This window comes from Bradyrhizobium lablabi, assembly GCF_018129385.1.
Lineage (GTDB): Bacteria > Pseudomonadota > Alphaproteobacteria > Rhizobiales > Xanthobacteraceae > Bradyrhizobium > Bradyrhizobium lablabi_C.
The window spans coordinates 112,181-138,062 of record NZ_JAFCLN010000014.1; the positions used below are offsets into that span (position 1 = coordinate 112,181).

Consider the following 25,882-nt stretch of genomic DNA (forward strand, 5'->3'; position numbering starts at 1 on the left):
TAATCGCCGGGATGACCGAAATTCTTAAAGGTCGGATGCAACAGATTTCCGACAAGGCGCGCCCATGCACCAGATCGTCAAGCCCGAAGCCAACGCCATCAGCCGCTGGTGGGTGCTGGCGACCGTCGTTGCCGCGCAGTTCATGTTCGGGGTCGATGCCTTCATCGTCAACGTCGCGATCCCGACCATTGCGGCTGAACTGCGCGCGAGCGCCGCGCAGATCGAAGCCGTGATCGCGATCTATCTGATCGCCTATGCCACGTTGGTCGTCTCCGGCGGCCGGCTCGGCGACATCTACGGCACCAAAAATGTCTTCATCGCCGGCGTGCTCGGCTTCACCGCTACTTCGCTGTGGTGTGGCCTTGCGCAATCCGGCCCCGAGCTCATCGTTGCACGGCTGGCGCAAGGCGCGACGGCGGCGCTGATGGTGCCGCAGGTGCTCGCGACACTGCATCTGTTGTTTTCGGACTCCTCGCGCGCCCGCGCCTTTGCGATCTATGGCGTCGTACTCGGCCTTGCCGGCGCTGCGGGCTTTGCACTCGGCGGCGTGCTGGTGACGCTCGATCCCGGCGGCTTCGGCTGGCGCACGGTGTTTTTCGTCAACGTCCCGTTCGGACTTCTGATCGTGGCGTGTGCGCTTCGCATCATGCCGCAGGCCGTCCGTCGATCGGGCACGCGGCTCGATATTCCCGGGGCCGTCGTGCTGTTTGCGGGCTTGTTGTGCCTGATCGGGCCGCTGCTGTTCGGCCACGATTTGCACTGGGCGCCATGGGTCTGGCTGGTGATGGGTTTGGGCGTTGCGATCCTTGCCGCCTTCCTGCGGCTCGAGCACGCGGTCGCGATGCGCGGCGGCATGCCGCTGATCGATCTTGCATTGCTGTCGGATGAAACCTTCATGCGCGGGCTCGGTGCGGCATTCTTTTTCTTCTTCGCCAATCTCTCGTTCTATCTCGTCATGACCATGTTCATGCAGAAGGCGCTCAATATTCCGCCGCTACAGGCGGGGCTGGTGTTCCTGCCGCTCGCGCTCGCCTTTGTCGTCGCCTCGCGCCACAGCGGTATCAGGGCAAAACATCGCGGCATGCTGGTGCTGCTCGAAGGCTGCGTGTTGCAGCTCGTTGGTCTTGCGGTATTGATTGCCGCGATCGCGTGCATCGAAGCGCCGTCTGCAACCCTGCTCGCGTTGGTGCTCATCGTATTCGGCTATGGTCAGGGTCTCGTGATGGCGCCGCTGTCGAGCGCGGTGCTCGCCACTGTAAAGCCTGCAAATGCAGGCTCGGCGTCTGGCATGTACGGCACAACAGCGCAGATCGCCAATGCTGCCGGCGTCGCCGCGATCGGCGCGGCATTCTTCGCGGCCGAAGCTGTATTTTCGGCAAGGTTTGCGCTGTTCGTTGCCGCATCACTGTTTGCACTCGCGATTGTTACATCAATCGCATTTCTGTCATGGATGCGTCGCGCATCCGCCTGATGCGAGATTAACGCGCCGTGCGACAATTCCCTGGGGATCGACAGCACACGGCCTTTTTATTTTGCGCTGCAGCAACTATCTGTTCTGGGTGGCGTTGTGTTAACTGCGCCTTCAGGAGCTGCCGTGTCTCTCGCCAGGAATGTCGACTTTCTGCGCCAGGTTTCGAAGCTGAGCCATCTCAATGGTTTCGGAATCTATGGTCGCAGCCACAGGCACGCGCCGCGCAGCCCGCTGGTGCGCGTGAAGGAGTTCGGCGAAAATCCCGGCGCGCTGAAAATGTTCACCTATGTGCCGGCGAACCTGCCGCGCAGGCCCGCGCTGGTCGTCGTGTTGCATGGCTGCGGTCAGACCGCTGCGGGCTACGACATCGGCGCCGGCTGGTCGACGCTGGCAAAGCGCTACGGTTTTGCTCTGCTGATGCCGGAGCAGCGCTCCGCCAACAACGCCAACACCTGTTTCAACTGGTTCAATCCGGAAGACATTGCGCGCGACAGCGGCGAGGCGGCTTCGATCCGGCAGATGGTCGCAAAGATGGTCGCCGATCACGGCATCAGTCCACGTCGCATCTTCGTCACCGGCCTTTCTGCCGGCGGCGCGATGACGGCGGTGATGTTGGCTGCCTATCCGGAAGTGTTTGCCGCCGGCGCCGTCATCGCCGGCCTGCCGTTCGGCGTCGCCGGCAATGTGCGCGAGGCGCTCTCGGGCATGATGCAGTCGCAGCCGCGCCCCGCGCGCGAACTCGGCGATCTCGTGCGTGGCGCTACACAGCACCGGGGGCCGTGGCCAAAACTGTCGGTGTGGCACGGCAGTGCCGACCGTACCGTGCATCCTTCCAACGCCAATGAGATCGTCAAGCAATGGCTCGACCTGCACGGTCTCGACGAAGCGCCGATGTCGGAGACCACCGTGGACGGCTATCCGCGCCAGGTCTGGTGGAACGACAATGGCGAGACCGTGATCGAATCCTACACCATCACCGACATGGCCCATGGCACGCCGCTCGGACTTGCCGGCGCGGGTGAACGCTACGGCGCCGAGGGCGCGTTCCTGATCGAGGCGGGCATCTCGTCCTCGTATCACATCGCCGACTTCTTCGGCCTGACCCGGCGGCTGCGTCAGAAGCCCGATGCCAAGGACGTGATGGCCGCGGTCGCAAGGGAGCGCGCAAAACCGTTTCCGGCTGTCGCCCCGGTGACGCTGACGGGGCCGGACATTTCCGCCACGCTCTGGCCACGCACGACGTTGACCGATCGCGCCGCACCTCCGCCAAAACCGCCCCGCACGAGCGTCCGCGACGTCATCAACCGCGCGCTGACCGCCGCCGGATTGAGGAAGTAGTTCCTAGTTTCCGATCTCGCCCGTCAGGAACGGATTGGTCATGCGCTCATGGCCGATGGTCGAGCCTGCGCCGTGGCCGCAGATAAAGCCGACGTCGTCGCCGAGCGGCAGCAATTTCGTCGTGATCGAGTTGATCAGCTCGCGATGGCTGCCGCCGGGCAGGTCGGTGCGTCCGACCGAGCCGTTGAACAGCACGTCGCCGACATGGGCAAAACGCAGTTCGTTGTTGAAGAATACGATGCTGCCCGGCGAATGGCCGGGGCAATGGTAGATGTCGAAGGTGAGATTTCCGATTGTGACCTGCTCGCCCTCGTCGAGCCAGCGGTCCGGACCAAAATTGCGCACGCCGGTCATGCCGAAGCGCTCGCCGCTGGAGACGACATTGTCGAGCAGATGTTTGTCGGCGATATGCGGACCCTCGATCTTGACGCCGAGCGCATCGCGCAATTCGGCGGCGCCGCCGACATGGTCGATATGGCCGTGCGTGATCCAGATCTTTTCGACCGTGACGCCGGTCTGCTTGATCGCTTCCAAAATCCTGGGCACGTCCCCGCCGGGATCGATCACCACGGCCTTTTTGGTCGCCTCGCACCAGATGATGGTGCAGTTCTGCTCGAACAGCGTCACCGGCACGATGATCGCGCCGGCCTTCGCCTTGGTCTCGGTTTTTTCATCCATGGCGGGCACCTTATTCTACCCTGTGAAGCGGTCAACACGCCGCGGGAACCGGTGTGGAGCCCGGGCATGATCCGGAAAAGTGGGCACCGGTTTTTCCGAAGAGATCATGCCCAAACAAAAAAGCAACGGTTCATGATAGGTTTGCGTTGACCGGCATCTAATGGCGGAAACCGGAAATCGCATCAGGCCAACTGCCGTTTTTGCAACGGAATGCACCTTTCATGAACCAGGCCTCCAAATCGCCGCTCGGCGGGACCAAGACCACGGCGCGCGCGTTCTTCGTCGCCGACCGCATCAACACGTCGGGCCTCGAGCGCGGCGACGTGCTGGCCACCACGCCGCTGACCTTTCGGGTCAACGACAATGGCGTTGCGGTCCTGTTCCGTTACGGCGTCGTCGTTTTGATCGGCCTCAACGCGCTGGAGGAGGATGAATTCCTGCGCAGCCTGGAATCGCGCCTGACGCGGCCGTTCGCGCGGCGCGACGAGGAAAGCGCAGCCATCGAGCTTGCCACGGACAAGGACGAGCAGATCCCGCCGGGCGGTCCGGTCTGCCTGCAAAGCCTGTCGCCGGAGCGGCTGATCCTGATATCAGAGGTGCTGGCCAAGAGCGTCGTGCTGGCCCGGCACGAGCGCGAGGTCACGGCCGTGTTCGACACCACCGAGCCGTTCGCGCGCGAACTGGCGCAGAGCGGCCGGATGAGCGGCGGGCGAATTGCGATCCTCAAGAACATCGGCAATGCGCTGTCGGTGCGACATCGCGTGACCGGCCCGGTCGAGGTGTCGGACAAGCCCGATATTCTCTGGGACAAGCCGCATCTCGAACGGCTCTATGCGCGCCTGGAAGACGAGTACGAGATCAAGGAGCGCGCCGAATCCCTCAATGCCAAGCTCGGCGTGATCGCTGATAGCGCGCAGGTCATGACCGACATCATCGACACGAAGCGCTCGCTGCGGCTCGAGCTGATCATCGTCTTCCTGATCCTGTTCGAGGTGATCATCACGGTGTACCAGCTCGCCTCCGGCGCCCGGCACTGACAATGCCGTCGTCCCGGCGAACGCCGGGACCCATACGCCGCGGCCTTTCCGTGATGCGCTGGAGCGAGTTGCCTTTGCAACAATTGATATCAGTGGTTATGGGTCCCGGCGTTCGCCGGGACGACGTAGGGAGAGAACTCACCGCAACGCTAATCTTCGGAAGCGCCGCGGCCTTTCTCGGACGGCCGCGCCGCGAGCCGCCGCAGTGCCACGAGTTCGCGCTGCCATTGCTTTCTCGGCTTGGCGGGAAAGCCGCCCCAGAACTGGCCCGCGGGGATATCCTCGTAGATGGTCGACCGCGACGCCGTGATCGCCCCTTTGCCGATGGTGATATGCGGAATGATTCCGGTGCGCGGGCCGAGCACGACGCCGTCTTCCAGCGTCACGCTGCCGCTCAGGCCGCATTGCGCCACGATGATGCAGTGACGGCCGACCACGCAGTTGTGGCCGATCTGGCAGAGGTTGTCGATCTTGGTGCCTTCGCCGATGATGGTGTCGCGAATGCCGCCGCGGTCGATGCGGGTCCCCGAGCCGATCTCGACGTCGCTGTGAATGACCACCCGTCCGACCTGCGGAATCTTGGTATGGCGCTCGGCGGTCATGACATAGCCATAGCCGTCCTGCCCGATACCGCATCCCGCGTGAATGATGACGCGGTCGCCGAGATGGGCGTGCGTCACCGAGCAGTGGGGACCGATGGCGCAATCCTCGCCGGTCTGCACGCCCGGCCCGATCACGGCATGGGCGCAGATCACCGTGCCGGCGCCGATTCTGGCTGACGGTCCGACCACCGCGAACGGATCGATCGTGACATTGCTGCCGACTTGCGCCGTGGGATGCACCATGGCGCCCGGCGAAACACCGGTCTCGCCGAATACCGAGGCCGGCCGCAGCGCGCCGCTGTAGATCAGGCGCGCGACCGCAACAAAGGCGTCATACGGCTTGCGGGTCCGCAGCACCGCAACGCCCTTGGGGGCAAGCGGCGCATAGCGCTCGCTGGTCAACACGGCCGCCGCGCGCGTGGATTTGAGCGAAAGCACGAACTTGTTCTCGGAGACAAAGCTGAGGTCGCCGGCGCCAGCCTGGTCGATGGGCGCGATGTTGGTCACCCGGCGCGCGAGGTCGGCTCCCTCGCAAGGCTCGGCTCCGGTCAAGGCTGCAATGTCGGCCACGCTGAAATTTATGGCGCGCGGGAAAAATATGAACTCGCTCACAACGGCCGCCCCCACAGGCAAGTCCACGATAACCTGCCGGCAGCCGTTTCCCAAGCTGAATCGGGCAACGATTGGATGGAAGTGCCGTTGCGATGTGTGTTTGAATCGAACCGATCGGCCGCTTCCGCGTTGCCTTGCGGTTCCAGATCGGAGGGGGTGAAGGCATGGATCAGAGCAGCGGCGCCTGGTGGCGCAACGGCATCTTTTATCAGGTCTATCCGCGCTCCTTTCAGGATTCCAACGGCGATGGCGTCGGGGACATCCAGGGCATCATCCGGCGGCTGCCTTATCTGGAATCGCTCGGCGTCGACGCCGTCTGGCTGTCTCCGATCTTTCCCTCGCCGATGGCGGATTTCGGCTACGACATTTCGGACTATACCGGCATCGATCCGTTGTTCGGCTCGATGGAGGATTTCGACGCGCTGATCGAGGCCGTGCATGGGCGCGGCCTGAAGCTGATCCTCGACCTCGTGCCGAACCACACCTCCGACCAGCACCCCTGGTTCGCCGAGAGCCGCGCCTCGCGCGATAACGGCAAGCGCGACTGGTACCTCTGGCGCGATGCGAAAGAGGATGGCGGTGCGCCCAACAACTGGCTGTCGGAATTTGGTGGCAGCGCCTGGCAGCGCGACGATGCCACCGGGCAGTATTACTACCACGCCTTCCTGAAGGAGCAGCCGGACCTCAACTGGCGCAATCCTGACGTCCGCAAGGCGATCTACGACGTGATGCGGTTCTGGCTTCGCAAAGGTGTCGACGGATTTCGCGTCGACGTGATCTGGCACCTGATCAAGGATGCCGAATTTCGCGACAATCCGCCGAATCCGCATTACGTCGAGGGCCGGCCGCCGCACGAAAAGATCCTGACGCAATATTCCACCGACCAGGACGAGGTGCATGAGGTGATCGCCGAAATGCGCGCTGTGATCGACGAATTCCCCGATCGCGTGCTGATCGGCGAGGTCTATCTGCCGTTGCAGCGCCTCGTCGCCTATTACGGCAACGACCTCGGCGGTGCGCATCTGCCGTTCAATTTCGCGCTGCTCTCGACGCTGTGGAGCGCGCGCTCGATTGAAAAGATCATCCACGATTACGAGGCCGTGCTTCCCGCCGGCGCCTGGCCGAACTGGGTGCTCGGCAACCACGACCGGCCGCGGGTTGCCGGCCGGGTCGGGCGCGAGCAGGCGCCCGTCGCCGCCATGCTGTTACTCACCCTGCGCGGCACGCCGACGCTTTATTATGGCGATGAGATCGGCATGCATCAGGTGCCGATTGCGCCCGAGCAGGTGCAGGATCCCTTCGAGAAGAACGTACCCGGCATCGGCGTCGGCCGCGACGGCTGCCGTACCCCGATGCAGTGGGATGCTTCTGACAATGCCGGCTTCTCGACCGCGCGGCCCTGGCTGCCGCTGGCGAGCGATTCGGCGCAGGAGAACGTCGTCAATCTCGAAGCCGATTCCAAATCGATCCTCAGCCTCTACAAGGCGCTGATCGCGTTGCGCAAGAAGATGCCGGCGCTGGTGACGGGCGCCTACGAGCCGGTCTCGGCGCAAGGGGACTTGCTGCTATATCGGCGCAGGGACGACGAAGCATCATTGACCATCGCCCTCAATCTCGCGGCGGAGCCGGTCTCCGTCACCTCGAGCTCGATCGGCTTCCGCAAGGAAATCCTGCTGTCGACTTATCTGGATCGCACTGGCGAAAGCATCGAAGGCGTGCTCGATCTGCGCGGCAATGAGGGTGTGATTATCGGTTAGCGCTGCAAAAGAAAGATCCATCGTCGTCCCGGGCAAGCGAAGCGCGACCCGGGACCCATACGCCGCGGCGGAAATTATTTGGCAAGCCGGTCGACGGCTTTGCTTCAACAACAAGCGCGGGTGGTTATGGGTCCCTGCTTTCGCCGGGACGACGCGCGGAGAGAGCTACGCCAAACTACCGCTTGATCTGCGCCTTCAGCGTATCCTCCACCACGCGATCGAACGACGACACTTTCGGCGGCGCCTTTTCGCGCTGCTCGGCGATGTACTTGTCGCGCTTGGCGACCAGCGCGGCGAGTTTTTCGTTCAGCGCCTTGCGGTTCGCCATCTGCTTCTCGATCTCGTCCATGCGCTGCTCGGGCTTCATCGCGCGCAGTCTGGCCGGCAGGTCTTCGTCCTTGATCGCGGAAAAGCTGGTGCGGCCGGCCTTCACGTCGGCGACGAGATCGCCGTCGCCGGTCACCGCCTCGGATGAAATCCTCGAACGCTTGTTGAAATAGCTCGCCATTTCGGAGGCCTGCGTGGGTGCCGCGGCGGCGACCTGAGCAAGCTGCCTGGTCTTGTCCTCGGTGCGCTTTTGCAGGGCGCCTGGACCATAGGGGATCACGGTGCCGTTGATCTCCCGTTGCAGGATGATGATGTCCTCGTCATAAGGCGTCTCGATGATGACGACCTGTCCGCCATCCTGCGGGATCGGGATGAAACGGCCGTTGCCGTTCTGGGCGATGTCGCGCCACACCCGTTCGGTGTCGCGCGCGCCGCCGGCCAGCACGGCATTGACGATGATGTCTTTCTGTTTGGCGACCTTCAGCGTGACCGGGTACTTGGTGTCCTGTTCATAATCCATATGCGGCGGCGCATCGCCAACCAGGAAGACGATGCGTCGGATATCGCTGCCCTCGCTCCACTTCATCTTGTTGACGGCGACGTCGAGCGCCTCGTTGACGCTTTCCGGCCAGTCGCCGCCGCCCCGCGCCTTCAACTCCAGCAGGCTGGCATAGAGGTCCTGGATATCTGACGTGAGTTCGAATTTCCGCGTGACGTACTCATCGCCGATGTCGCGATAGGCGATCAGGCCCATGCGGATGTCGGCGTCCGGATTGGCATCGACGATCGCGGTCGCGATCGACCAGATTTTTCGCTTGGCGCCCTCGATCAGGCCGCCCATCGAGCCCGTGGTATCGAGCACGAAGGCGACTTCGACAGCGGGCTTGGCGAGGGCAGGGACGGCGAAAACGGGCAGGGCGGTGAGAGCAAGGGCAAAAGCATGGGTGACGATGCGTGGCATCGTGATCTCCTCCAGCGGTTTTGTCCCTCGGAACCAAGGTTCCCGCAGCTTCGCGGTAGCCTGAGGTCCAAATCGTGGCGGGCCATGTACCAATTTGCGGCTCGCCCGGCCTAAAGATGAACGGCGGTGAGCGATGTGCGTCAGGACGGAAATCGGCTAGGCTTGCACGGCATGGAATCACCCGCCCGCCAGATCAGCCTGGTCCCCCCGCCGGACCGCCGCCAGTCCGAGACGGCGCTGGCGATCGCCCGCGGCACGGCGCGGCTTTTGCGCTCGCTCGGCTTTTCCTGCATCAGCGAACTGCCGCTGCCCTCCGGCCGCCGCGCCGATCTGGTGGCGCTGAACGAGAAGGGCGAGATCTGGATCGTCGAGATCAAGTCCTCGCTGGAGGATCTTCGTGCCGACCAGAAATGGCAGGACTACCGGCTGCATTGCGACCGGCTGTTCTTTGCCTTCACGCAGGATTTGCCTTGCGAGATTTTTCCCGAAGGCACCGGCCTGATCGTGGCGGACGCCTATGGCGCGCACATGCATTGCGAGGCGCCCGAGCATCGCCTGCCGGCGGCGACCCGCAAGTCCATGACCGTTCGTTTTGCGATGGCCGCGGCGCAGCGGATCAACCGCCTGCACGATCCGCAGGGGCATGCGGTGGAGTTTTAGGACCGGTCCGGTATTTGCGGGAACTCTTCAGGTGAAAGCCCGCCGCGTGGGGGAGACGCGACGGGCTCCTTCATATCGAAGCCTCCGGCGGCGAAGGCTTCGTTCAAACAAACCGGTGCGGGATCGCGCAGTTCCGCCTTTCCTTGCAAAAAACCGTCGATGAAACCTTCCTCGGCAGGAACCAAAAAGAGCGAGGAACAGCGTCGGTGATCGCGCGTTGAATCGGTGAGCAGGTAGCTAAGGAAGGAGAAATCCACCGGAAATATCAGCTCAAAAGCCCCGTCAGTTATTGCGATAGCTGGCGGGGTTTTGATTTCGGAGGACGCCCATGCCCTACGCGCTGTTCGATCGCGACCGGCAGATCGGCGAAAGCTGGCCGAGCGAGACAGAGGTCTGGAAGCGCGCGCTCGAGCGCGGCTTGATCTCCGATGTTCCGGTCGCGGACGTCTCCGGCGAGCGTGTCCTTCCGACCGGCTATCACGTGCGGGAATTGCGCGAGCAGCGCTGCGAACCCGATCCCGCCTGGAAGCTCCCGAACGAGATATCCTGACGCTTACCTCTCGTCCGGCCATATCCATGTCTTTCTTGCAACGGCGGCAAAGACACGGATGCCCGGGACAAGCCCGGGCATGACGAGTTCAGAGAGTGGAACCCCTACGCTTGCTTGACGAACGCCATGCCGCTGACGGCGAGGCGTTCTTCACTGGTCTCGCCATCGGCCACCAAGGCCTCCAGATGGGTTTCCAGCGCGGGCAGCTTGCGTTCGAAGTCGGCGGCAAGGCCCATCAACTCGCAGGCCTTCTTGATGCGTTCGATCGGCTTCTCGAAAATATCGATCCTGACATTCATCGGCGTCACCGGTCCTGCCTGGTGAGAGCCGCTTCGCCTTCCTCGCGGCCGGGCACGCTCAGGTGAACCTCATGACCCTGGCGTATCGCCAGCGAAGCCGCTGCTGCCGCCGATTCAAATGCCGACTCCTTGGTGGCGTAATCGCCGTGGACATTGCCGTCGTGCAGCACGCTCCACTGCTTGCCGACCGGAACGATCGAGTATTGCGCCAGTCCCATCATCGCCCTCCGTTGTTGCCGTTTGTTCCCGGCTTTTCGAAACCGGCTGGACAAAGCGGACAGTAGGTAAAAGGTTCCTAAGTGAAACCTTGCTCGTGGAGAGGGGACGCTATCGCCGACAGTTCCCTGAGATCAGGAACATCGTGTTGCGCGCGACGCTTTTCAGAAAGCGTCGTTCGCAACACGGAGCGAGCCATGACCGACTATCGCGACAACCAGCATGGCGTGAACGATCCCGTCAGGGGCGCCGACGTGAAGCGCCGGTTTGACGACAACAAGACCCCGCACGAGCGTGCTCAGACGGCGGCCGACGTTCGCGCAGAACCGGTGCCATCAGCGGATGAGGAGTTCTTGCCCGAAGCCTTGCGGCGAGCGCCCACGCCGCCGCTCAACAAGCGGACCGGACGAAATCCGACGGGCTAGCTGTTTGCTCGTAAGCCTGAGCTCTCGTTGCACGCTCAGGCGTCATCACCCGCGAAGGCGGGTGATCCAGTATTCCAGAGGCCGCAGTGATAGAGTCGAAAGGCCGCGGCATACTGGATACCCCGCTTTCGCGGGGTATGACGACCATTGATGGGGCCGAGACTTTACCTCGGCGCGCGCTTCGCCAGAATCCGCTGCAAGGTGCGGCGATGCATGTTCAGCCGCCGCGCGGTTTCCGAGACGTTGCGGTTGCACATCTCGTAGATGCGCTGGATGTGCTCCCAGCGCACGCGGTCGGCCGACATCGGGTTCGACGGCAATTCGGATTTTTCCGTGCCGGTCGCCAGCAGCGCGGCCACCACATCATCGGCATCCGCGGGCTTCGACAGATAGTCGACCGCGCCCATCTTCACCGCGGTGACGGCGGTGGCAATGTTGCCGTAGCCGGTCAGCACGATCGCGCGCGCATCGGGGCGCTTGCGCTTCAGTGCCGAGACCACGTCGAGGCCGTTGCCGTCGCCGAGCCGCAAATCGACCACCGCAAATGCCGGCGCGGCGCGTCCGATCTGCGCCAGCCCGTCGGAGACGGTGTCGCAGGAGGTGACGGTGAAACCGCGGGTCTCCATCGCGCGCGACAGGCGCTCCAGAAACGGCTTGTCGTCCTCGACGATCAGAAGCGAGCGGTCGGCTTGATCGGTCAGTTCAACGGCGGCGGCGGTCAATGGTTTTGGTCCTCTGTGGCGCTTCCCTAACATATGGCGCGGCAAAGCGGCGCTGCCAAGGCCGCACAAAGTTGGCGGGCCGCGACGAAATACCGCTTTGGAAAAGCCTTAAGTGGTTGGCTCTTCTTGACTTTCGACCGTTTCGAAGCGATGGCGCGGCCACACGATCTGAACCACGGCGCCGTGATCGGGGAAGGTCCGGTTGGTAAACGAGACCTTCGCGCCGGTGCGTTCCAGCAGGGTGCGGGCGATGAAGATGCCAAGGCCGAGGCCGTTATGCGCGCCGTCATCGGCGCTCGGCCGCCGCGACAGATAGGGTTCTCCGATCCGCTTCAGCATGTCGGGCGCAATCCCGGGGCCGTCGTCCGAAATCACGATCTCCACGCTGTCGTTGTTCCACCAGGCGTTCACCTCGACCGTCTTGCGCGCGAAATCGACCGCGTTTTCCAGGATGTTGCTGACGCCATAGAGAATCGCCGGATTGCGCGCCCCGACCGGCTCGTGGCTGGCGGCCACCGCGATCCTGACCTTGATGTCGACGTCGAAATCGCGGTGCGGCGCCACCACTTCCTCGATCAGCGTCGACAGTGGCATGCGGTCGAACGGCGCGCCGCTGGAGGAGAGCTGGGCGATCTTTGCCAGAATGTCGCGGCAGCGCTGCGACTGCTCGCGCAGGGTCTTGATGTCGGCGGCGAGCGGGCCGTCCTTCACCGTCTTTTCCAGTTCACGCGAGATCAGGAAGATGGTCGACAGCGGCGTGCCGAGTTCGTGCGCGGCGGCGGCGGCAAGGCCGTCGAGCTGGGTCAGGTGCTGCTCGCGCGTCAGCACCAGTTCGGTGGCGGCGAGCGCGTCGGACAGTTTTCGCGATTCCTCGGTGACTTGAAAGGCGTAGAGGCTGGTGACGCCGATCGCGAGCAGGATCGAGAGCCAGACGCCGAGCAGATAGATCGGTGGCAGCACCAGCGGGTCGTCGCGGTCCCATGGCAGCGGCAGATGAAAGAACACCAGCGCGGAAGCGCAGGCGACTGCGAGCAGGCCGAGTGCGATGGTGAAGCGGACCGGCAGCGCGGTCGACGAGATCAGCACCGGCGCCAGGAACAGGAAGGAGAACGGGTTTTGCAGACCGCCCGTGAAGAACAGGAGCGCCGCCAGTTCGACGATGTTGAGCGCCAAGAGGCCCGCGGCATAGGGCGGCTCCATCCGCTGCATCGGGTTGAAGGCAACCTGTAGCGCCAGATTGAGCAGTGCGGACAATGCGACGATCACAAGGCAGGGGATCACCGCAACGTCGAATTCGAGCCCCTGGGCGACGATGAAGATGGCGCAGAGCTGCCCGAGCGCGGCCAGCCAGCGCAGCCGCAAGATCGTATCCAGACGGACATAGCGGCTCGGGTGGCGGAATTCGGAGGCAGCAACGTCGGTCATTTCAGTAGTTTAGCGATGCCGCGTTCCGACTACAAATCCACGTGGCTGTCGTCCCGGCGAAAGCCGGGACCCATACGCCGCGGCGGAGTGGTTTGGGAAAACTGGCTGACGCCGTCGCTAGAGCAACTCAACCCTGTGGTTATGGGTCCCGGCGTTCGCCGGGACGACACATAACTGGCCATGACGACGCCTTGCGCCCGCCGCCGCAATGTTTCAATGAACGGTCTCCATGGCGATCACAGAAGAAACGCGAGCGCAGTTTCCCGCCACCGACCCCCCGGGATCGGCGGCCATTGCCGTCGAGCATCTCTCCAAATCCTACAAGACCACCCGCGCGGTGGACGATGTGTCGTTCCGCATCGCGCGCGGCAGCATCACCGGCCTGCTCGGCGGCAACGGCGCCGGCAAGACCACCACCATCGCCATGATCATGGGCCTCGTGCTGCCGACCTCGGGCCGTATCGATGTGCTCGGCCATCCCATTCCCGGCGAGAGCGATGCGGTGCGGGAGCGGATGAATTTTGAAAGCCCCTATGTCGATATGCCGATGCGGCTGACGGTGCGGCAGAATCTCACCATCTTCGGCCGCCTCTATGCGGTGCCGCATCTGAAGGAGCGTATCGCGCAGCTCGCGTCCGATCTTGATCTTGGCGATTTCCTCGACCGCGCCAACGGAAAGCTTTCCGCCGGCCAGAAGACCCGCGTGGCGCTGGCGAAGGCGCTGATCAACGATCCGGAATTGCTGCTGCTCGACGAGCCGACCGCCTCGCTCGACCCCGATACCGCCGACTGGGTTCGCCAGCACCTGCTTCGCTATTGCAAGGCGCGCGGCGCCACCATCCTGCTCGCCTCGCACAACATGCTCGAGGTCGAGCGCCTCTGCGACCGCGTCATCATCATGAAGCGCGGCCGCATCGAGGATGACGACACCCCCGGGCAGATCCTTAAGCATTACAACCGCGATACGCTGGAAGAAGTGTTTCTGGACGTCGCGCGCGGCCGCAACCGGGAGAATGCGCGATGAGCGAACTCGCGATCCGGGGAAGCGGCATCGCGCTTCATCGCATCAACGCGATGGTGCTGCGCTACTGGTACCTCCTGATGTCGTCCTGGCCGCGGCTCTTGGAACTGATCTATTGGCCGGCGCTACAGATCATCACCTGGGGCTTTTTGCAGAGCTACATCGCGCAAAACGACAGCTTTTTCGCCCGCGCCGGCGGCACGCTGATCGGCGCCGTGATCCTGTGGGACATCCTGTTCCGCGGCCAGCTCGGCTTTTCGATCTCGTTCCTGGAAGAGATGTGGTCGCGCAATCTCGGCAACCTGATGATGAGCCCGCTGAAGCCGATCGAATTCCTGATGGCGATGATGGTGATGAGCCTCATCCGCCTCGCCATCGGCGTCATCCCGATGACCGCGCTGGCCTACTTCTTCTTCGGATTCAATTTCTATAGCATCGGCCTGCCGCTGATCGCCTTCTTCTGCAATCTGATCTTCACGAGCTGGGCGATCGGGATCGTCGTCTCGGGCCTGGTGCTCCGGAACGGGCTGGGCGCGGAGAGCGTGGTCTGGACGCTGATGTTCGTGATGCTGCCGATCGCCTGCATCTATTACCCCGTCAGCGTGCTGCCGCCCTGGCTGCAATATGTCGCCTGGGCGCTGCCGCCGACCTACGTGTTCGAGGGCATGCGCGCGCTGCTGATCGACCACGTCTTCCGGACCGATTTGATGATTCAGGCGCTGGCCATCAACGCGGTCTTGTTCGCTGCCTCTTTTGCGATCTTTCTTGCCTTTCTGCGCAGCGCCAAGCGGCTCGGCTCGCTGCTCGGGGGTGGCGAATAAGTCACAATTTCCCGTGAATCTCTATGGTTACCGCATTTCGCTGCGTACATGTACGGGGCGGTGCATTGACGCTTTCTTACGCATCTTGCACTATGTTGCGTTGCAAAACAGGGCCCCGAGGAACGTAAATGCCGATTGGTGAGTTTGGCGGCGCACCGCCGCTGGTAAGCGAAGGCAGTCCGGCATTAACGACGCCGATGTACTGGATGTACGAGATGGGCCAGGCCTCTCTCAATCCGGCACGCGCCGTCACCGACGCCACCAAGATCCTGTTCCAGAATCCGCTCAATCCCTGGTCCCACACCCAGTTCGGCAAATCGGTCGCCGCCGCCTGCGAATTGTTCGAGCGCACCACCCGCCGTTACGGCAAGCCGGAATGGCGGCTCGACACCACTGAAGTCAACGGCATGCGCACGCCGGTCGAGGTTCGCTCGATCTGGGAGAAGCCGTTCTGCCGTCTCCTGTACTTCGATCGCAAGATCGCCCGTCCGCTGCGTACCCCGCAGCCGCGCGTGCTGATCGTGGCGCCGATGTCGGGCCATTACGCAACGCTGCTGCGTGGCACGGTCGAGGCCTTCCTGCCGACCCATGAGGTCTACATCACCGATTGGGCCGATGCCCGCATGGTGCCGGTCACCGAAGGCCGCTTCGACCTCGAAGACTATGTCGATTACGTCATCGAGATGCTGCATGTGCTGGGCGGCAACATGCATGTGATCGCGGTGTGCCAGCCGTCGGTGCCGGTGGTGGCGGCGGTCTCCGTCATGGAAGCCAACCGCAATCCCTTTGTGCCGCTGTCGATGACGCTGATGGGCGGCCCGATCGATACAAGGCGCAATCCGACCGCGGTGAACAACCTCGCGGCCGAGCGCGGCATCGAGTGGTTCCGCAACAACGTCATCACCAAGGTGCCGTTCCCGCATCCCGGCGTCATGCGCGATGTCTATCCGGGCTTTTTGCAGCTCTCGGGCTTCATCAGCATGAACCTCGACCGTCATACCGACGCGCACAAGCGCCTGTTCGCCAATCTGGTGAAGGGCGACGGCGACCTCGTCGACAAGCACCGCGAATTCTACGACGAATATCTGGCGGTGATGGATCTGGCGGCCGAGTATTACCTACAGACCGTCGATCTCGTGTTCGTGAAGCATGCGCTGCCGAAGGGCGAGATGACCCATCGCGGCCAGCCGGTCGATCCCACGAAGATCTCCCGCGTGGCGCTGATGACGGTCGAAGGCGAGAAGGACGACATCTCCGGCCTCGGTCAGACCGAAGCAACACATGCGCTGTGCCCCAACATCCCGCCGCATCGGCGCGTGCATTACGTGCAAAAGGGCGTCGGACACTACGGCGTGTTCAACGGTTCGCGCTTCCGCTCCGAGATCGTGCCGCGCATCAACGATTTCATGCTGTCGGCGGCGAACAAGAAGCCGATGTTGGTCGCTTCGAGCGCTGCAGCGGCCGAGTAAAGCGTTTTCAAGCGAGCCCTGTCCCGCACTTGATGCGGGATGGAGCCCGGTTCGCGTGAAGAAAACGCGTCCAAATAGAAAGATTCGAAAATCCTGATTCGGAAAGGCCGATCCGGTAAGTCACTGAATCGGCGGCTGGAATTAAGATTCGCCGGGTTCCCAAGGAGTGAGTTCGGCCTCAGTCCTTTAGGGTGCCGATCAGGCCAATCTGGCCCCAAATTTTTCGGTTCCAGCCCCTGCCGGTAGGGGCCGGAAGGCGCCAAGGCCCTGTATATTGGGCAAATGATTTGTTTTTGCGCCGAGCGCTTCCACTGGCGGCGGATATGGCAGAATCCGGGCGAACTCCTGCTCCCCGGACTTTCAGACATGGCCACTCGCGCGCTCCTCTATCGGCGGCCCGCCGAACCCTCGACTCTCGTCGTCAACCACGGCTCGCAATTCTTCTCGATCAAGCTGCGGCGGCACCGGCGCGCGCGCCGCTACACCTTGCGCATCCACCCGACCGACCGCGCGGCGATCCTCACCATGCCCCCGCGCGGCACGATCGTGGAGGCGCGCGAGTTCGCCAAGATGCATGGCGGCTGGATCGCCGCCCGTCTCGGGCGCTTGCCGAAGGCCGCGCCGTTCCAGTCTGGCACAGTGATCCCCCTGCGCGGCGTGCCGCACCGGATCGTGCATCGCGCCGGCGAGCGCGGCACGGTGTGGAGCGAGACGCGCGACAGCGGCGAGAAGATTCTCTGCGTCGCGGGCGATCCGGATTTCACCGACCGCCGCGTGCACGACTTCCTCAAGCGCGAGGCGCGCAAGGATTTGCAGAAGGCTTCGCTCGAATACGCGCAAATGCTCGGCGTTAAGGTGCGGCGTGTCTCGATCCGCGACCAGTCGAGCCGCTGGGGTTCCTGCACCTCAGCCGGTTCGCTGTCGTTCTCCTGGCGGCTGATCCTCGCGCCGCCGTTCGTGCTGGATTATCTCGCCGCTCACGAGGTCGCGCATCTGGTCGAGATGAACCACTCGCCGCGGTTCTGGCGCGTGGTGGATCGCATCTGCCCCTCGGTCGAGCGCGCCAAGCGCTGGCTCGACACCTACGGCAACGACCTGCACCGCTACGGCATCGAGGATTAGGCAGGCCTCCGCTCCACCAAGACTGTCGTCCTCCGCGAAGGCGGGGGACCCAGTATTCCAGAGACGCCAGTTGTTGACTCGATAAGCCGCGGCGTACTGGATGCCCGGCCGGAGCCTGTCATCGGGCTCGCCGAAGGCGAGACCCGGTGGCGGGCATGACGACCGTAGCTGTGGCAGCGTTTACTGCCCCCCAATAACCGATCCACCCACCATCCATCGAGCCCGGCGGCTGGCTCCGACCGCGCGTTCGGATTCAGCGGCACTGCGCAGCGTCCGGGGAACGCCAGACGCAGCACGCCTGCGGAATCGGGGGCTCATCCTACTGTGCATGGGGTTGTTTTCGAGATTTTGGGTACGGAAGCGTAAACGGCCTTACCGAAACAACCGATCCACCAACCAGCCATCAAGACCGGCAGCCGGCTCCGGCCGCGCGTTCGGATTCGGCGGTGGCGCGGAGGTGCGGGTCGGCGGCGGACGATAGCCGTTATCCGGCCGGATCGGCATCGGCGGTTGCGACGGCGGCGGGGCGTTCGAAACCTGCGACGCGGTCTGGAACAGGTTCGACAGGAATCCGCCGGGCCCGCCGGCGCGCGAATTCGGCAGCGCCGCCACCGCCACGCCCTGATGCGCCGTGCGCATGAAGCGCGTCCAGACTTCCACCGGCAGGCCGCCGCCGGTCGCCTTCTTGGTCGGCGAGTTGTCGTCATTGCCGAGCCAGACGCCGGTGACGAGATTGGCGGTATAGCCGATGAACCAGGCGTCGCGGAAATCCTGGCTGGTGCCGGTCTTGCCGGCCGCAGGCCAGCCGGGAATCTCCGCCTTGCGCGCGGTGCCTGAGATCAGCGTCTCCTGCATCATGGTGTTCATCATCGCGACATAACGCGGCTCGATCACCTGACCGACCGGGTCTGCCTGGCGCACATACAGCACCTTGTTGCCTTCCACGGTGCGGATCTTTGTCACCACATGCGGCGAAGCGCCTTGGCCGCCATTGGCGAACGGTGCATAGGCCCCGACCAGTTCGGTCAGCGAGACCTCGGACGTGCCGAGCGCGATCGAAGGGTTGGCCTCTAACTTGGAGGAAATGCCGAGCCGGTGCGCGGTGCGCACCACGTTCTTCGGTCCGACCTCGATGCCGAGCCGCACCGCCACCGTGTTGAGCGACATCGCCAGCGCCTGCGTCAGCGTCACCGAGCCGAAATATTCGTGGGTGTAGTTCTCCGGCCGCCAGCCCTTCAGGTCGAGCGGGGCGTCCTGCCGGATCGTCTCCGGCGTCAGCCCGGCCTCGACCGCGGTCAGGTACACGAACGGCTTGAACGCGGAACCCGGCTGGCGTTTGGCGGTGACCGCGCGGTTATACTGGCTCTCGGCATAGTTGCGCCCGCCGACCATGGCGCGCACCGCGCCCTCGGGCGTCATCGCCACCAGCGCGCCCTGCGTGACGTTGAATTTCACGCTCTTGGCCGCGAGTTCGTCGATGATGGCCGCCTCGGCAACGCTTTGCAGTTTCGGATCGATCGTGGTCTCGACCACGATGCTGCGGTCGATCTGGCCAACCAGATCGTCCAGCACTTCGCCGATCCAGTCGGCGACGTAGTTGACCGTGCCGGCGCCGGCCGGCTTCACATGATAGGAGGGATGGCCGATCGAGGCCTGCGCCTGCGCATCCGTGATGAACTTGGCATCCGCCATCGCCGCCAGCACGATTTGCGCGCGCTGCTCGGCGCCTTCCGGGTTGCGGTTGGGAGCCAGGCGCGACGGCGATTTGACGAGGCCGGCGAGCATTGCGGCCTCCGCCAGCGTGACGCTCTTGGCCGACTTGCCGAAATATTTTTGCGCAGCGGCTTCGACGCCGTAGGCGCCGGAACCGAAATAGACGCGGTTGAGGTAGAGCTCCAGAATCTCGTTCTTGGAATGCTTGCGCTCCAGCCACAGCGCGAGCTCGACCTCCTGTAGTTTGCGCTGGAAGGTGCGCTCCTGGGTCAGGAACAGATTCTTCGCAAGCTGCTGGGTCAGCGTCGAGCCACCCTGCGAGACGCCGCGGTGCAGGATGTTGGTGACGGCCGCGCGCGCGATGCCGACGGGGTCGACGCCGTAATGCGAATAGAAGCGGCGGTCCTCGATCGCGATGAACGCCTTCGGCAAATAAGGCGGTAGATCCTTCAGCGCAACATTGCTGCCGGCCATTTCGCCGCGCGTTGCCAAGACGCTGCCGTCGAGGCCGACGATCTGGATGGTCGGTGGGCGCTTGGGGATTTCCAGCGACTGGATCGCCGGCAGATGCGCGCCGACCCAGACGATGACGCCGACGATGCCGATCGCCGCCCACAGGCCGAGCACCACGGTCCAGTAGAACAGCCGCCCCCAGCGGAACCGCCCGCGCGATTTGGCGCGCCGGCTGGCGCCGCTCTTGCTGCCGCGCGGTTTGCGCTCGGGCGGCGGATCGTCGTCGTTGTCGGGTTTGCGTTTGGCCACGGATTTTTTCGGCTTGTCCTCGGCAGCGGCGGGAATGCGGTCCTCAGGCGACAGGCGTAAGCTGGCGAGCGAGGCGCCGAGCCCGAATTGCGGCTCCTTGCGGACGCCGCTCTTTTTCCGTCCCCACGCCATACAAACACTGCCTGCACCAGCCCCAGCGGCACGCTAGCGTTCCCGGTTTAAGGGGCGGTTACGGAGAGGTTAATGCGGGATTAGGAGGTGCGGCGGCGCGTGCTAGAAAGCCTCACAAAATCAAAGGAGAGCCGCATGGGCCATGTCGATCCGACCAAGGAAATCTTTGCGCAATTCCGGGACAGCGACCGGCCGGGTCCAATTCATATGCTCAACCTCGTCCGCTTGCGCGCGGTCGCCGCCTATCCCGACGGCCGCAAGGCCACCGGCGCGGAAGCCTATGCGGCTTACGGCCGCGAAAGCGGGCCGGTGTTCGAGCGGCTCGGCGGCCGGATCGTATGGCAGGGCCGGTTCGAACTGATGCTGATCGGGCCGCAGGAAGAGCGCTGGGATCACTGCTTCATCGCCGAATATCCAAGCGTCGCCGCCTTCGTCGAGATGATCCGCGATCCCGTCTACCGCGAGGCGGTGAAGCACCGTCAGGCGGCGGTGGAGGATTCGCGGCTGATCCGGCACGCGGTGCTGCCGTTGGGGAAGGCGTTCGGGGAGATACCGGGGTGACGCCATCAGCCGTTGACCGAGGTCGTCATGCGCGGGCTTGACCCGCGCATCCATCAATAAGAAATGCGTTTCGATTGATGGATTGCCGGGTCAAGCCTGGCAATGACGAGCCAAAAAAATCGGCGGCCCGAAGGCCGCCGATCGCATTCCATCTTCCGTCGGACTAACCCGCGGGACCTGCGTCTTCCATGATCGGGCCGAACAGTTCCCAGCGCTCGCCGTTGAACTTCATCATCTGAAGCTGCTTGTTGACGCGGTAGTCGTTGGGGCCGGTGTTGATCTTCATGCCGGGCAGGCTGAGATCGAGCACGACATCCTTCAGATTGGCGGCCTGCTTCATCACATTCTCACGCGTCAGGTTGTCGCCGCACTGCTTGAGCACCTGCACCAGGAGCTGCGCGGTCGAATAGCCGTAGGTATTGACCGTGTTCATCTTGTCGCCTTCCGGGAAGTACTTCGTCATGAAGTCGAGATACTTCTGGAGGCCCGGATCGCCCTTCCAGGTCGGATCGGCCGGATCCTTGCCGTACTGGACGCTGATCACGCCCTTCGACGCCTCGAGGCCTGCCGGCTGAAGCGTGGCGCTCACCGGGCTCGCGTTGATGTCGACGATGTGCACCGGCTTCCAGCCGAGCTCGTGGATCTTGCGGATGGCCTGCGCCGCCTGCTTCGGCGTCGAGGCGCTGTAGAACAGGTCCGCGCCGGCATCCTTGATCTTCAGCACCTGCGAATCGATGGTCGGGTCGGAGACCTCGTAGGAAGCTTCCGCCACGATCATCTTCGCGGCCTTGTCGCCAAGGCCGGCCTTCAGCCCGTTTATGTAGTCCTTACCCAGATCGTCGTTCTGGTAGAGAATGCCGATCTTGGCGTTCGGATGCTCTTTTAGAATGTACTGGCCGTAGATGCGGCCCTCGACGAAGTAGTTCGGGTTGTAGCCCATGGTCCAGGGGAAGTTCTTCGGGTCGGTGAACTTCGAGGCGCCGGTGGCGGCGAACAGCTGCGGCACCTTCTTGCCGTTGAGATATTTTTGCACGGCGGCGTTGGCCGCGGTGCCGATAACCTGGAAGGTGAGGAGGACTTCGTCGCCTTCCACGAGCTTGCGGATCTGCTCGACCGTCTTGGGCGGCGAATAGGCATCGTCATACTGGATCAGGTTGATCTTGCGGCCGTTGATGCCGCCCTGGTCGTTGATCATCTTCATGTAGGCAGCCTGGGTCTTGCCGATATTGGCATAGACGGAATAGGCGCCCGAGAACGGCACGGTCTGGCCGACTTTGATCTCGGTATCGGACGCGCCGGTGTCGTATTTCTTCTGCGCGTAGGCCGACGAAGCCGACAGTGCGACGGCGACCGCCGTTGCCGTGGCCAGGTGGAAAATCCCGTTCCTCATAGTGCTGCTTTCCTCAGTTGTGATTGTGCCGATGATCTTGGCCGTGCGTTTTGCGGCGGCTGCCATCGCTGGTAGCGATTGTGGCGGAAGCCATGCTGCATTGCAAGACGACGCAAGATTAAAAGGTGAGCGCCCTCAGGCCAGCCAGAGCGCGATCAAGGCGAGGGCAGCAGGTGCAGCCTGCACAAAGAGAATCCGCTTGCTGACGCTGACCGCTCCATAAATGCCGGCGACGATCACGCAGAGTAGAAAGAACACCTTGATCTGGAACGCAAAGGCGGGCGCGCTGTGGAGCAATCCCCAGATCAGCCCGGCGGCGAGAAACCCGTTATAGAGTCCCTGATTGGCGGCGAGCACCGCGGAATCGTTCGCCTTCTCCTGGGTATTGCGAAAGGTCTTCAGGCCCAGCGGCTTGGTCCAGAGAAACATCTCCAACACCAGGAAATAGACGTGCAGCGCGGCGACCAGCGCCACCAGCAGATTGGCAATCCAGATCATGTTGTCCCCCGGTCCGGAATTCGGGTGGACGCTAGCATGGACCGCGTGAAAAGTGCGGTGACACGGCCGTCTTTTCGCTGAAATGACCATGTCCGGAAACCGCGAGACAAGACCGCCGCCATTGCCGAAGATGTTTTCGAGCGATCGCGCCCGCGGGGGCCAGCAAAGCAGCCAGGAAACGATGCCAATGTCGAACCGTATCGCCGCCAGAACTTATGGCACCGTCAGCGCCGAACGGCGAAAGGAGCTGAGCGGCCTTCAGTTTGTTCAGGGGCTGGCCGACGCCACGCTGCCGCTCAATACGATCGCCAGGACCCTGGGCTATGACGTGACTGAAGCGGCGAACGGGCGTGTCGTCGTGACCGCAGAGCCCGGCGATATTCACCTCAACCCGGCGGGCACGGTGCATGGCGGGTTTGCCGCCACGCTGCTCGATAGCTGCATGGGATTGGCGGTGCAGTCGACGCTGGAGAAGGGCGTCGGCCAGACGACGCTCGAGTTCAAGATTTCGCTGGTGCGGCCCATCACGCCGGAGACCGGAGAGATCAGGGCGGAAGGCATCGTGCTCAGCCGTGGCCGGCGGGTTGGTACGGCGGAAGGGCGCATCACGGATCGTGCAGGGCGGCTGCTGGCCCATGGCACCACCACCTGTCTGATCTTCGAGAGCTGACCGATGGATATGGACACCACTGCCTGCTACCGCGCGATTTCGACCCGCGATGCGCGCTTCGACGGACGGCTGTTCGTCGGCGTCAGGACCACCGGCATCTACTGCCGGCCGATCTGTCCGGCACGCACGCCGAAATTCGAGAACGTGTCGTTCTATGCGTCCGCCGCGGCGGCGCAGGAGGCCGGCTTTCGGCCCTGCCTGCGCTGCCGGCCGGAGGTCTCGCCGGAACTCGCGTTCTGGCGCGGCACCTCCAACACGGTGTCGCGCGCGCTGGCGCTGATCGAAGCCGGAGCGCTCGATGACGACGATGTCGAAGGCCTGAGCTGCCGGCTCGGCGTCGGCGCGCGGCAGTTGCGGCGGCTGTTCCGCCAGCACGTCGGGGCCTCCCCGATCGCGGTGGCGCAGACGCGCCGGGTGCTGCTGGCAAAACAATTGATCCACGAGACCCGGCTGCCGATGGCAGAGGTCGCGCTCGCCTCCGGCTTCGGCAGCGTCCGCCGTTTCAACGAAACGTTCTTGCAATTATTCGGTCGCCCGCCCGCCACGCTGCGGCGGACGCGCGAGCATCTAAGGCACGAGGCCGGCACGCTGTCGGTGCGCCTGCCTTACCGGCCGCCCTATGACTGGGACGCGATGCTGTCATTCCTCGCGGTGCGCGCCATTCCCGGCGTCGAATGCGTGTCGGGAAATCGCTACCGGCGAACCATTGCCATCGGCCGCCATTGCGGCGTGATCGGCGTGGCGCCCGCGGACAAGCACCGCGTCGACGTAACAGTGCGCTTTCCCGACATGGCGGCGCTGCCGCAGATCATCGCGCGGGTGCGGCGGGTGTTCGATCTCGCCGCCGATCCCGACACCGTCGGAGCGCATCTTGCGCTCGATCCCGCGCTGGCGCCGCTGGTCAAGGCGCGCCCCGGGCTGCGCGTGCCTGGTGCATGGGACGGCTTCGAACTTGCCATGCGCGCGGTGTTCGGCCAGCAGATCACGGTGCCAGCGGCGACCAAACTGTTGGGCAAGCTTGTCCAGACGTTTGGCGATCCGCTGCCGGCGGTGGAGAGCGACAGCGAAGGCCTCACGCATCTGTTCCCCGTGCCCGCGCAGATCGCCGGTGCCGATCTGGCCACGCTCGGCATGCCCGGCGCCCGCGCGAAATCGGCGAGCGCGCTGGCCCAAATCATTGCCGACGATCCCCTGATCTTCAGCCGCGGCGCCAGCCTCGAGGATGCCATTGCAAAATTGCGGGCGCCGCCGGGCATCGGCGAATGGACCGCGCAATACATCGCCATGCGCGAACTGCGCGAGCCCGATGCCTTCCCCGCCGCCGACATCGGCCTGTTGCGTGCGATGGCTGCGCCGGATGGCAGCAGGCCATCGCCTGCCGGCTTGCTCGCCCGCGCCGAAGGCTGGCGGCCGTGGCGCGCCTATGCGGCGCTGCATTTATGGGCTGCGGGCAGCATCGCCCTACCGGAGCAAACCGATGCGCGCGAAGCCGCCTGAAACATTCCATCTCGACCGGCTGTCGACGCCGATCGGCATCGCGCTGCTGGTGACCGATACGGACGGCGTGCTGCGCGCGCTGGATTGGGAAGAATATGAGCCGCGCATGAACGAACTGCTGCGGCTGCAATATGGTGCGGTAAGCCTGGCGGACGCGCCGGCGCCCGAGGCGATCACGAAGGCGCTGACCTGCTATTTCAAAGGCGATCTCGACCGCCTCGGCACGATCCCGTGGCGCGTGGCCGGCACGCCCTTCCAGCGCAGGGTCTGGACAACGCTGCCGGACATTCCGGCCGGCAAGACCATGAGCTACGGCGCGCTGGCGGCCAAGCTTGGCGCGCCAAAGGCGATGCGTGCGGTCGGCCATGCCAACGGCTCCAATCCGCTCAGCGTCGTCCTGCCCTGTCATCGCCTGATCGGCGCCGGCGGGTCGCTGGTCAAATATGGCGGCGGCCTCGAACGCAAGCGCTGGCTGCTGGCGCATGAGGGCGTGGTGCTGCCGACCTAACTCTGCCGTCATTGCGAGGAGCGAAGCGACGAAGCAATCCAGAGTCACGCGTGCAGCTTTGGATTGCTTCGCGGAGCCTGTCATCGGGCGCGCGTTCGCGCGACCCGTTGGCTCGCAATGACGGCTCTGGGCACGTCAGGTCCGTAAACCGCCAGACCGGAGCATGTGACTTCACTAGCGTCTCCTCATCGAAATCATGGAGACCATCGATGACGGACGCGGAAGTACAGGAATTCGTCACCCGCTTTGCCGCCGCCTGGGCGGCGCGCGACGGCAATGCCTTTCTCGAGCTGTGGCATTCCGACGGCGTGCTGGACACGCCGCTGGTGAATCGTCGCGTCAAAGGCAGCGAGCTCGGCCGCCTGATGGAGGTGCAGAAATCGGCGGCGCCGGATTTCGTCTGGCAACTGCTGGACTGGACTTCCCGCGGTGATGTCGTGATCATCGAGTGGCAGACCACGCGCAACGTCGGCGGCGCCCGCTTCGAATGGCGCGGCGTCGACAAGTTCCGCATCCGGGAAGGCAGGATCATCGAGGAGCGCGTCTACAGCGACACCGCCCCGCTACGCGCCTTCCGCAAGGGCGAGACGCTGGAGCCGATCATGACGCTGCCGTAAGGGGCGCGCACTCCAATCACC

General features: G+C 63.8%; 27 protein-coding genes. 16 read left to right on the forward strand and 11 right to left on the reverse strand.

Features of this window, described 5'->3' with window-relative positions; genetic code table 11:
- Window positions 1-64: 64 nt before the first annotated feature.
- Window positions 65-1,471, forward strand: coding sequence for an MFS transporter (locus JQ628_RS23835; protein WP_212225832.1), 1,407 nt, complete (start codon window positions 65-67; stop codon window positions 1,469-1,471).
- Window positions 1,472-1,594: 123 nt separating this feature from the next.
- Window positions 1,595-2,809, forward strand: a complete 1,215-nt coding sequence (locus tag JQ628_RS23840; RefSeq protein WP_212225833.1) for an extracellular catalytic domain type 1 short-chain-length polyhydroxyalkanoate depolymerase — start codon at window positions 1,595-1,597, stop codon at window positions 2,807-2,809.
- Window positions 2,810-2,812: 3 nt separating this feature from the next.
- Here JQ628_RS23840 and JQ628_RS23845 read toward each other — a convergent pair whose 3' ends face one another.
- Complete coding sequence (locus JQ628_RS23845) at window positions 2,813-3,487, reverse strand: MBL fold metallo-hydrolase (RefSeq protein WP_212225835.1); 675 nt, start codon at window positions 3,485-3,487, stop codon at window positions 2,813-2,815.
- A 221-nt stretch (window positions 3,488-3,708) separates the two neighbouring features.
- Here JQ628_RS23845 and JQ628_RS23850 point away from each other — a divergent pair, with 221 nt between their 5' ends.
- On the forward strand, window positions 3,709-4,524 hold the full coding sequence (locus tag JQ628_RS23850) for an RMD1 family protein (RefSeq protein WP_212225837.1): 816 nt from the start codon (window positions 3,709-3,711) through the stop codon (window positions 4,522-4,524).
- Between the two features lie 149 nt (window positions 4,525-4,673).
- Here JQ628_RS23850 and lpxD read toward each other — a convergent pair whose 3' ends face one another.
- Window positions 4,674-5,696 carry a UDP-3-O-(3-hydroxymyristoyl)glucosamine N-acyltransferase gene (gene lpxD / locus JQ628_RS23855; RefSeq protein ID WP_349628112.1) on the reverse strand — a complete coding sequence of 341 codons (1,023 nt, stop codon included), beginning with the start codon at window positions 5,694-5,696 and terminating at the stop codon, window positions 4,674-4,676.
- 206 nt (window positions 5,697-5,902) lie between these two features.
- Here lpxD and JQ628_RS23860 point away from each other — a divergent pair, with 206 nt between their 5' ends.
- The gene (locus JQ628_RS23860) at window positions 5,903-7,495 is read left to right on the forward strand and encodes an alpha-amylase family glycosyl hydrolase (protein WP_212225841.1); all 1,593 of its coding nucleotides are present in this window, start codon (window positions 5,903-5,905) and stop codon (window positions 7,493-7,495) included.
- A 175-nt stretch (window positions 7,496-7,670) separates the two neighbouring features.
- On the opposite strand, the gene JQ628_RS23865 is transcribed toward JQ628_RS23860, so the two are convergent.
- A complete protein-coding gene (locus JQ628_RS23865) occupies window positions 7,671-8,783 on the reverse strand; it encodes a vWA domain-containing protein (protein ID WP_212225843.1) in 1,113 nt (370 codons plus the stop codon).
- 171 nt (window positions 8,784-8,954) lie between these two features.
- Here JQ628_RS23865 and JQ628_RS23870 point away from each other — a divergent pair, with 171 nt between their 5' ends.
- A complete protein-coding gene (locus JQ628_RS23870) occupies window positions 8,955-9,443 on the forward strand; it encodes an MmcB family DNA repair protein (protein WP_212225845.1) in 489 nt (162 codons plus the stop codon).
- Here the strand turns inward: JQ628_RS23870 and JQ628_RS23875 are convergent.
- Entirely contained in the window at window positions 9,440-9,700 is a 261-nt protein-coding gene (locus JQ628_RS23875; RefSeq protein WP_212225847.1) for a hypothetical protein, read from the reverse strand. The genes JQ628_RS23870 and JQ628_RS23875 overlap by 4 nt on opposite strands.
- A 71-nt stretch (window positions 9,701-9,771) precedes the next feature.
- Here JQ628_RS23875 and JQ628_RS23880 point away from each other — a divergent pair, with 71 nt between their 5' ends.
- Window positions 9,772-9,993, forward strand: coding sequence for a hypothetical protein (locus JQ628_RS23880; RefSeq protein WP_212225850.1), 222 nt, complete (start codon window positions 9,772-9,774; stop codon window positions 9,991-9,993).
- Window positions 9,994-10,097: 104 nt separating this feature from the next.
- On the opposite strand, the gene JQ628_RS23885 is transcribed toward JQ628_RS23880, so the two are convergent.
- Together JQ628_RS23885 and JQ628_RS23890 are read right to left on the reverse strand one after the other, a co-directional pair.
- Window positions 10,098-10,292 (reverse strand): hypothetical protein, encoded by a 195-nt coding sequence (locus JQ628_RS23885; RefSeq protein ID WP_212225852.1) that lies wholly within the window; start codon window positions 10,290-10,292, stop codon window positions 10,098-10,100.
- 5 nt (window positions 10,293-10,297) lie between these two features.
- Window positions 10,298-10,510, reverse strand: coding sequence for a hypothetical protein (locus tag JQ628_RS23890; RefSeq protein WP_212225854.1), 213 nt, complete (start codon window positions 10,508-10,510; stop codon window positions 10,298-10,300).
- 195 nt (window positions 10,511-10,705) lie between these two features.
- Here JQ628_RS23890 and JQ628_RS23895 point away from each other — a divergent pair, with 195 nt between their 5' ends.
- On the forward strand, window positions 10,706-10,933 hold the full coding sequence (locus tag JQ628_RS23895) for a hypothetical protein (protein ID WP_212225856.1): 228 nt from the start codon (window positions 10,706-10,708) through the stop codon (window positions 10,931-10,933).
- Window positions 10,934-11,097: 164 nt separating this feature from the next.
- On the opposite strand, the gene JQ628_RS23900 is transcribed toward JQ628_RS23895, so the two are convergent.
- Both JQ628_RS23900 and JQ628_RS23905 read right to left on the reverse strand, forming a co-directional pair.
- On the reverse strand, window positions 11,098-11,688 hold the full coding sequence (locus tag JQ628_RS23900; protein WP_249128305.1) for an ActR/PrrA/RegA family redox response regulator transcription factor: 591 nt from the start codon (window positions 11,686-11,688) through the stop codon (window positions 11,098-11,100).
- A gap of 75 nt (window positions 11,689-11,763) precedes the next feature.
- The gene (locus JQ628_RS23905; protein ID WP_212225860.1) at window positions 11,764-13,080 is read right to left on the reverse strand and encodes an ActS/PrrB/RegB family redox-sensitive histidine kinase; all 1,317 of its coding nucleotides are present in this window, start codon (window positions 13,078-13,080) and stop codon (window positions 11,764-11,766) included.
- A gap of 229 nt (window positions 13,081-13,309) precedes the next feature.
- Here JQ628_RS23905 and JQ628_RS23910 point away from each other — a divergent pair, with 229 nt between their 5' ends.
- From JQ628_RS23910 to JQ628_RS23925, 4 genes are all read left to right on the forward strand, one after another.
- Window positions 13,310-14,104, forward strand: coding sequence for an ABC transporter ATP-binding protein (locus JQ628_RS23910; protein WP_212225862.1), 795 nt, complete (start codon window positions 13,310-13,312; stop codon window positions 14,102-14,104).
- Complete coding sequence (locus JQ628_RS23915; RefSeq protein ID WP_212225864.1) at window positions 14,101-14,922, forward strand: ABC transporter permease; 822 nt, start codon at window positions 14,101-14,103, stop codon at window positions 14,920-14,922. The genes JQ628_RS23910 and JQ628_RS23915 overlap by 4 nt, the downstream gene beginning before the upstream one ends.
- 128 nt (window positions 14,923-15,050) lie before the next feature.
- Complete coding sequence (locus tag JQ628_RS23920; protein ID WP_212225866.1) at window positions 15,051-16,391, forward strand: polyhydroxyalkanoate depolymerase; 1,341 nt, start codon at window positions 15,051-15,053, stop codon at window positions 16,389-16,391.
- A 282-nt stretch (window positions 16,392-16,673) separates the two neighbouring features.
- Window positions 16,674-17,513, forward strand: a complete 840-nt coding sequence (locus JQ628_RS23925; protein WP_212225868.1) for a M48 family metallopeptidase — start codon at window positions 16,674-16,676, stop codon at window positions 17,511-17,513.
- Window positions 17,514-17,885: 372 nt separating this feature from the next.
- Here the strand turns inward: JQ628_RS23925 and JQ628_RS23930 are convergent, their stop codons facing one another.
- Entirely contained in the window at window positions 17,886-20,120 is a 2,235-nt protein-coding gene (locus JQ628_RS23930; RefSeq protein WP_212225869.1) for a transglycosylase domain-containing protein, read from the reverse strand.
- A gap of 135 nt (window positions 20,121-20,255) precedes the next feature.
- On the opposite strand from JQ628_RS23930, the gene JQ628_RS23935 reads away from it, so the two are divergent.
- Complete coding sequence (locus JQ628_RS23935) at window positions 20,256-20,681, forward strand: DUF1330 domain-containing protein (RefSeq protein WP_212225870.1); 426 nt, start codon at window positions 20,256-20,258, stop codon at window positions 20,679-20,681.
- A gap of 163 nt (window positions 20,682-20,844) precedes the next feature.
- On the opposite strand, the gene JQ628_RS23940 is transcribed toward JQ628_RS23935, so the two are convergent.
- Window positions 20,845-22,071, reverse strand: a complete 1,227-nt coding sequence (locus JQ628_RS23940; protein WP_212225871.1) for an ABC transporter substrate-binding protein — start codon at window positions 22,069-22,071, stop codon at window positions 20,845-20,847.
- A gap of 135 nt (window positions 22,072-22,206) precedes the next feature.
- Window positions 22,207-22,569: a DUF1304 domain-containing protein gene (locus JQ628_RS23945; protein ID WP_212225873.1), complete on the reverse strand. Its 363-nt coding sequence runs from the start codon at window positions 22,567-22,569 to the stop codon at window positions 22,207-22,209.
- A 187-nt stretch (window positions 22,570-22,756) separates the two neighbouring features.
- Here JQ628_RS23945 and JQ628_RS23950 point away from each other — a divergent pair, with 187 nt between their 5' ends.
- From JQ628_RS23950 to JQ628_RS23965, 4 genes are all read left to right on the forward strand, one after another.
- Window positions 22,757-23,239: a PaaI family thioesterase gene (locus tag JQ628_RS23950; RefSeq protein ID WP_212225875.1), complete on the forward strand. Its 483-nt coding sequence runs from the start codon at window positions 22,757-22,759 to the stop codon at window positions 23,237-23,239.
- A 3-nt stretch (window positions 23,240-23,242) separates the two neighbouring features.
- Window positions 23,243-24,736: an AlkA N-terminal domain-containing protein gene (locus tag JQ628_RS34865; RefSeq protein ID WP_349628113.1), complete on the forward strand. Its 1,494-nt coding sequence runs from the start codon at window positions 23,243-23,245 to the stop codon at window positions 24,734-24,736.
- Complete coding sequence (locus tag JQ628_RS23960; protein ID WP_212225877.1) at window positions 24,717-25,244, forward strand: methylated-DNA--[protein]-cysteine S-methyltransferase; 528 nt, start codon at window positions 24,717-24,719, stop codon at window positions 25,242-25,244. Before JQ628_RS34865 ends, JQ628_RS23960 begins: the two co-directional genes overlap by 20 nt.
- A 209-nt stretch (window positions 25,245-25,453) precedes the next feature.
- On the forward strand, window positions 25,454-25,861 hold the full coding sequence (locus tag JQ628_RS23965) for a nuclear transport factor 2 family protein (RefSeq protein ID WP_212225878.1): 408 nt from the start codon (window positions 25,454-25,456) through the stop codon (window positions 25,859-25,861).
- Window positions 25,862-25,882: the final 21 nt, after the last annotated feature.